We start from the raw sequence: 6,859 nt of genomic DNA on the forward strand, positions 1-6,859 counted from the left end.
CCCCTGGGGGCCGGTGCCGGCAAAAAAGCCGGCCGGGCCATTGTCATACGCCGATGGTAGTTTCAAACGGATGTTTAAGTCAACCTGTGTCCTCCCCGCGACCTTCCGTTACGTCATGCCAGCGGATTTGCCGCAAAACAGAGATGTTGGCGCGGGCCGCCGCTGCGGATAGTCTGTGAACAGTCGTTTGAGACCCGCGCGCGGCAGGGGCACAGCCCCGGGCCGGCCGGTGCGGGGGGCCTTCAGCGGAAGAACAGCGTCCCGGTCCGATGGCGGATGGCGGCGGGCGCCTGGGGGGATGGAGCGGATGAGGGTTGTTGCCGAACAGGCCGAAGCGGACGCCGCGGGTATCGCCGCGCGGCAGGATACGAAGGAAGTGATCCTGGATTCCGCCGAACGGCTGTTTGCCGAGAAAAGCTATGCCAGCGTCTCCTTGCGTGAGCTGACGCAGGCGGCCGGTGTCAATCTGGCCGCCGTGAACTATCATTTCGGGTCCAAGGATGCGTTGCTGATCGCGGTTTTCCGGCGTGGCGCCCTGGCCCTGAACCGTGAGCGCGCGCGCATGCTGCGCGAGGCGGAGGAAAAGGCCGGGGGCGGCACGCCGCCGCTGCGCGAGATCGTGTCGGCCCTGGTCCTGCCGGCCATCCGTTATTCCTTCACCTCCACCCGCCTGGCGCTCTACAACCAGTTCGTGGCCTTCGCCCGGGGGGATGGCCCGGCGGAGGCGCGGGAGATTCTGGACAAGGATGTGGGGCATCTTCAGCGTTTTGCCCTGTCGCTGGCCCGCGCCCTGCCGCACCTGCCGCAGCAGGAGGTCTATTGGCGGCTGCATTTCGCCATGGGGGTGCTGCATTCCCTTTATACCGACATGAAGCGGCTGGAATCGCTGTCCGGCGGCCTTTGCCAGCTGGATGATCTGGAGGCGGTGGCCGTCCGCGTCGTCGATTATGTGACGGCGGGGCTGGAGGCGCCCTTCGCCGGCCCTCTTGTGCAGGAGAAGACGGCATGATGATGCGCCGGGCCATGTTCGCCGTTCTGTCCGCCTGTCTTCTGACGGCATCGCCGGCCTGGGCCGGGGAACGCGCCGTCACTGTTGCCGCGGCGGGGAACGTGCGGCTTTCCGGCACGCTGCTGCTGCCCGACGGGCCGGCCCCGGCCGGTGGGTTTCCGGCCCTGTTGCTGGTGCAGGGCAGCGGCCCCACGGACCGGGACGGCAGCCAGAAAGGCATGCAGGCCGACCTGTTGAAGCAGGTGGCGGCGGCGCTGGCCGGGAAGGGTATCGCCAGCTTGCGGCTGGACAAGCGCGGCATGCATGCCAACGCGGCCCAGATGCCGGAGGATGCGGCCGGTCTGGCCGCCTTCTACACCTGGGATGCGGCCATTGGTGATCTGGCCGCGTCCTATGCCGCGCTGGGGGGCGAAGCGGGGATCGATCCGGCCCGCACCGGCATCCTGGGCCACAGCGAAGGCGCCCTGCTGCTGCTGGCGGCGGCCGATGCCGGCAAGGTGGCGCCCCGCGCGGCGGTGATGCTGGCCGGTCCCGGCCGGCCGCTGGGCGACCTGCTGGCCGAGCAGTTGACGCGCCTGCTGATCCGGCAGGGGGCGCCGCCGGCCGTGCAGCAGCAATTCCTGGACGCCGACCGGGCCATCCGGCAGGAGATCGTTGCCACGGGGCAGGTGCCCGTGGACAAGGTGCCGCCGGGGCTCCAGGCGCTCTATCCCGCCTATCTGGGCAATTTCCTGCATGGGCTGCTGACATTCGATCCGGCGGCGGCGGCCGGCCGCGCGCGGATGCCCCTGCTGGCCCTGTTCGGCAGCCGGGATATGCAGGTATCGCCGGAACAGGATGCCGCCGCGCTGCGCCGCACCCTGTCGGGGCGCACGGATGGCAGCGCCGTGATCGTGCTGGACGGATTGAGCCACAATATGAAGCGCGGCGATCCAGGCTTCACGGGTCCTGCCGACCCGGCGGCCCTGACGGCTGTGACGGACTGGGTCGCCGGGCATCTTTAGCAGCTTTCCCTTGAGCGGCTTTCCCTTGAGCGGCGCCCTTGACGGGGAAGCTGTCACGCCCGGGACCGCCGCCGCGCGGCACATGCCGCATCGCCAGGCTGCCGGCGGGCAGCGCCGTCAAGCGGGGCCGGTGATCGGTTGCGATCGCCGGGACGTGGTCTCAACCCCGCTTGTGGCCGGCGGGGAAACCATGCTGGAAATCGCAAGGCAAATATCAAGCCGGATGCCTGTGACAAACGACAGGGTCTTGCACAGGTTTGAAGAAAACGTGCCATTATACCTGTCGTTTTATCTCCAGAATCAGGCTTTCCATGACCCTTTCCCCTTCGATCGACCCAGTGCGCCTTTTGTCTTCCGTGGGTCATGACCTGCGGCAGCCATTTCAGGCCATGCGTCTTTTCCTGCATCTCTTGCAGGGCCGATTAAGTGATCCGGGGCAGGTGGAACTGGCCGGCCGGCTGGAGGAAGCGCTGGAGATCGGGGCCGCCCAGATGGATGCCGTGCTGACCCTGGCCTCCCTGGCCGCCGGCACGGCCCGTGTCCGGCGGGAACAGGTTCCCCTGGGGCCGCTGCTGGACCGCGTCGTGGGCGAACTGGCCCCGCAGGCCGAGGCCGCGGGCATCCGCCTGCGGCTGGTTCGCAGCAGCGTGACGGTCCAGACCGATCCCGTGATGCTGGACCGCCTGCTGCGGGCCGTGGTCGAAAATGCCATCCATCATGGAAGGCGGGGCGGGAAGGTGGTGATCGGCGTGCGCCGGGCCGGCGGCCCCGCCCTGTTGGTCGCCGACGACGGACCGGGCATCCCCGCCGATCAGCGGTCGCGCATGCTGGAGCCGGGCGGCCGGCTGGACCGGGCCGACGGGCCGGCCCGCCGCGGCCTGGGATTGGGGCTGGCCCTCACGGACCATATCGCCCGCAGCCTGGATCATGATCTCATGCTGGGCGGCGACCGCGGCCTTTCGGTCCTGCTGCGCCTGGGCTGATCCCGGCCCAATACGGGAAGGTCGTAAGTAAGCATGGCGAATGATAAAGCTGACCACAGAGGTGGTTAACATCCGCCATCACGAGGTGCTAAAGATACTTTTCCGCTAACGGCGATCAACCAAATCCGTGACTAAATGGCGGACTTCCTGGGCGATAGGTTGCCGGGGGACTTGGGGGAGCAAAATAAGTGCAAGCTGACTTCCTGGATGCACACCAACGGCACCTCGATGATGCGGAGCGCCTTTTCCAATCCGGCCGCTTGGCCAATGCTGATCACCTCTATGGGATAGCGTCGGAATGCGGCCTGAAACGGCTGATGGTGGCGTTCGGCATGGCAGTAGACACCCTCACCGGCGATCCGACGGATGTGAATAAGGATCGGAAGCACGTCGACGTCATCTGGGCGAGGTATGAAACCTACCGCAGCGGACACCATAAAGGCACAGGATACCCATTACCCGCTTCCAACCCCTTTGGTGATTGGGCTGTAAACCAACGTTATGCTCACCAAGGAAATTTCGATGCGGCACGGGTGCAGCCCCATCAAGCGGCTGCACAGATCGTTTGTGAACTGATTAAGAAGGCCAGTCGGGAGGGGTTGATATGACCACTTTCGACCAAATCCTGCCCATCACGGTGGAGGTGTTGCGGGCACATCAAGGCGTGGTTGCCCAACTGGATTGGTTATTGGTGAACCGCGACCTTAATGGACGTGTCCGCCTGATCGCGCCGGACAGCACGGCCTCGGCTGCTGGCCTTCGGGAACAACTTGAGGTCCTGTATAGCGATTTGGCGGGGCGGATCAAACCGCACGCCCATGCGGCAGGGACGGGGATTCTTTATGAAGCCTCGCGCGATGAGGCCTGCCACGGGACATCGGCGTTCCCGATTGGCGACGGGGATAAGGTTTGGTTCGTTGACCGTCTGGCGACGGAAAGCCGGTGGGAGTTGATAGAGGACGTATCCACCGGCGCACCACGCATCGTGTTCTTTTCCATCAAGGGTGGGGTCGGCCGTTCAACAGCCCTTGCGGCCAGCGCATGGTCATTGGCCATGCAGGGCAAACGGGTGCTGGTGCTGGACCTGGACCTGGAATCACCGGGCCTGTCCAGTGCTTTGCTCCCGACCGATCGGCAACCCGAATTCGGTATCACCGACTGGTTGGTTGAAGATTTGGTCGATAATGGGGACACGTTGCTGACCGGTATCTATGCTACCAGCGATCTGCCCACCCCCGGTCAGATTGTTATCGTGCCGGCGCATGGGAAGGAACCGGGGGAATATGTTTCCAAGCTGGGGCGAGCCTGGATGCCGAAACGCGATAGCCGGGGGACACTGGAATCCTGGTCAAAGCGCCTGGACCGGCTGGTCAACCGATTGGAAAATACTCATCAACCGGACGTCATCCTCATCGATTCCCGCGCGGGCATCGATGAGGTGGCGGCGGCCTGTGTGACGGACCTGGGAGCGCACACGGTGTTGATGTTTGCCATCCAGGGCCAACAGACCTGGACGGGATACCGCGCACTGTTCTCGCACTGGCAGCAGCGCAGCGTTATCACCCAAATCCGCGATCGCCTGCAACTGGTTGCCGGCCTGGTTCCAGATGATGAACGCCGGCTTGAGTATCTGACGGCGCTGCGCGCCGATTCCTATGCCTTGTTCGAGGATACCTATGACCAAGTGGAGCCGGGGGCAGTCAGCGATTGGAACTTCGAAGAAGACGACGATAACGCCCCCCACTCCCCCCTGGCCATTCGTTGGAACCGTGGCTGGTACGGTATGTTGAGCCTGCAGCACCGAATGGTTCAGGTGGATCCCGGGGAAGTGAATTCGGTCTTCGGAAGTTTGCTGGGTTTCCTGGATCGGGCTGTCGGCAAAGGGAGTGCCGCATGACGAACGCGCAGGCGATACGGCTGGCCATCCAAGCGGCCCCATTTGAGTTGGACAATACGGGAGATACGCCCAAGCCGGGTACACTTCACATCCCCTTGGCCCACCGCAAGGCATTGGCGCGCGAGGCCGTGCTGGTGATCGGCGCGCGCGGGGTTGGCAAGTCGTTCTGGACGGCCGCGTTGAGCGACGATGCCCTGCGCAGACAAATCGGCGCCGCGGTGCCGGAGCTGGTCAATACCACCATCTACGTCGGTTACGCGGCAAGGTCGGACCTCAGGTCGTACCCTGATGTTGAGACTTTCAAGGCCCTGCTTGGCCAGGGATGTGAACCATACACCGTCTGGCGGGCTGTCGTTCTGAGGTGGCTGGCACAGGTCGCTGGCCGACAGGTCCCTGTCGAAACATGGAAGGCAACTGTGGAATGGGTGAGAGACAACCCGGAGCCCTTCGCCCAGATCATTGAGGCTGCTAATGAGAAACTGGCTTCCAATGGTCAGTTCGGGCTCATCCTCTTTGACGCTCTGGACCGAACCAGCCATGATTGGGGAACGATGAACCTCATCGTCCGCGATCTGCTGCGGGTTGCACTATGGTTACGTGATCTTTCGCGCCTGCGCGCGAAAATATTCCTGCGCCCCGATCAGATGGAACGCACAGTTACTGCCTTCCCCGATGCATCAAAAATCACCTCGACAGGCGTACAACTGACCTGGGATCGGCATGATTTGCACGCCATGCTCTGGCAACGGCTCATCAATGCGCCCGATCAACATGGAATATGCCTACGCTCTGTGGTGACGTCCGTTCTGCCGCCTTCAGATTTATTGACCAACCATGGAAGTCACTGGTCATTGCCATCCGTATTGACGTCGGACTCGCCCTATCAGCGGCGCTTGTTCGAAGCGCTGGCCGGGGACAAGATGGGCAAGGATGCGCGCCGCGGTGTTCCCTATGTTTGGAGCGTCGGTCATCTGGCCGATGGTCATGGCTGGACATCACCGCGCTCATTTCTGGCGGCCATTCTAGGTGCTGCTGACGATAGCGCTCAGCGCTACGCTGACTACCCATTGGCCCTTCACTACGAAAGCATTAAGCGCGGCATTCAAAAGGCATCACAAATTCGCGTAATCCAAGTTGCAGAAGACGATCCATGGGTTCCAGGGGTCATGGAACCCCTTAGCGGAATTAATGTTCCCTGCGATTTCGAAACGATTTCTAACGCCTGGGCCGGGAAATTTCCCGGGGGGGCAAGCACGATCCCATCAGATCAACTCCCCCCCCAGCATACTGAAAGCTGGGAGGGGGTTCGCAAGGATCTGGAACGCCTCGGCATTCTTGTCACCCGGAAAGATGGCCGAATTGATATGCCGGATCTTTATCGCGTGGGCTTTGGCCTGGGCCGTCGCGGAGGTGTAGCGCCTAGAAAGTGACCGTAGTGAGCCTCTGTTTGTACAGCCCACAAAGGAAAAGCGACATTTATGTGTGGATGATAAGATTGAGGTGCAAAGTTGTCTCCTGTCCATCAAACCGCCCCTTGCCACAAAGCCCCCATCCCGTCGCCCACGCGCCGGCTTTAGGATTAGCCCCTCTTGGTGCTTGACTCCGCCGCGTAACAGGCGGCCTGATACATCATGATCATTCCGCCGCATCTTCCGCCGCTGCCGACAGCGCAGGCGGCCCCATCGCCATCACCGCAGAATAATGCGGCCATGGCGACGGCTGCCGTTGCGGCGCAGAAGCTGGCCAAGCCGACGGAAACACAGACGCGCCGTGCCGCCAGTGCCGTGGCCCAGGGCGATCGCTCCCGCGAGAATACGGATGGCACCTTCGTCGGCCATGCGTTCGACAATGAGGCGGCGGCCGTCAACAGCCGGACGAACGGTCCCCCGCCGCGTGGCCGGGGTGACAAGCTGGACCTCAGCGTCTGAACCCACGCCATTTTGAACCCACGCCATGCTGACCGGCC

At 63.3% G+C, this 6,859-nt stretch carries 7 protein-coding genes; all 7 read left to right on the forward strand.

The features are described from left to right. Positions 1–307 precede the first annotated feature (307 nt). The 7 genes from ACM9LZ_RS17755 (at position 308) to ACM9LZ_RS17785 (ending at position 6,821) form a co-directional block, all read left to right on the forward strand. A complete protein-coding gene (locus ACM9LZ_RS17755; RefSeq protein WP_416620842.1) occupies positions 308–1,009 on the forward strand; it encodes a TetR/AcrR family transcriptional regulator in 702 nt (233 codons plus the stop codon). Continuing rightward, on the forward strand, positions 1,006–2,013 hold the full coding sequence (locus ACM9LZ_RS17760; protein ID WP_416620843.1) for an alpha/beta hydrolase family protein: 1,008 nt from the start codon (positions 1,006–1,008) through the stop codon (positions 2,011–2,013). The genes ACM9LZ_RS17755 and ACM9LZ_RS17760 overlap by 4 nt, the downstream gene beginning before the upstream one ends. A 311-nt stretch (positions 2,014–2,324) precedes the next feature. Next, positions 2,325–2,996, forward strand: a complete 672-nt coding sequence (locus ACM9LZ_RS17765; RefSeq protein WP_416620844.1) for a sensor histidine kinase — start codon at positions 2,325–2,327, stop codon at positions 2,994–2,996. 188 nt (positions 2,997–3,184) lie between these two features. Continuing rightward, the gene (locus tag ACM9LZ_RS17770; protein WP_416620845.1) at positions 3,185–3,604 is read left to right on the forward strand and encodes an SAM-dependent methyltransferase; all 420 of its coding nucleotides are present in this window, start codon (positions 3,185–3,187) and stop codon (positions 3,602–3,604) included. Further along, the gene (locus ACM9LZ_RS17775; protein ID WP_416620846.1) at positions 3,601–4,893 is read left to right on the forward strand and encodes a KGGVGR-motif variant AAA ATPase; all 1,293 of its coding nucleotides are present in this window, start codon (positions 3,601–3,603) and stop codon (positions 4,891–4,893) included. Before ACM9LZ_RS17770 ends, ACM9LZ_RS17775 begins: the two co-directional genes overlap by 4 nt. Further along, positions 4,890–6,323: a hypothetical protein gene (locus ACM9LZ_RS17780; RefSeq protein WP_416620847.1), complete on the forward strand. Its 1,434-nt coding sequence runs from the start codon at positions 4,890–4,892 to the stop codon at positions 6,321–6,323. The genes ACM9LZ_RS17775 and ACM9LZ_RS17780 overlap by 4 nt, the downstream gene beginning before the upstream one ends. Before the next feature lie 279 nt (positions 6,324–6,602). Beyond that, a complete protein-coding gene (locus tag ACM9LZ_RS17785) occupies positions 6,603–6,821 on the forward strand; it encodes a hypothetical protein (protein WP_416620848.1) in 219 nt (72 codons plus the stop codon). Positions 6,822–6,859 lie beyond the last annotated feature (38 nt).

This window comes from Niveispirillum fermenti (assembly GCF_048066175.1).
In the GTDB taxonomy this organism is placed as follows: Bacteria; Pseudomonadota; Alphaproteobacteria; order Azospirillales; family Azospirillaceae; genus Niveispirillum; species Niveispirillum fermenti.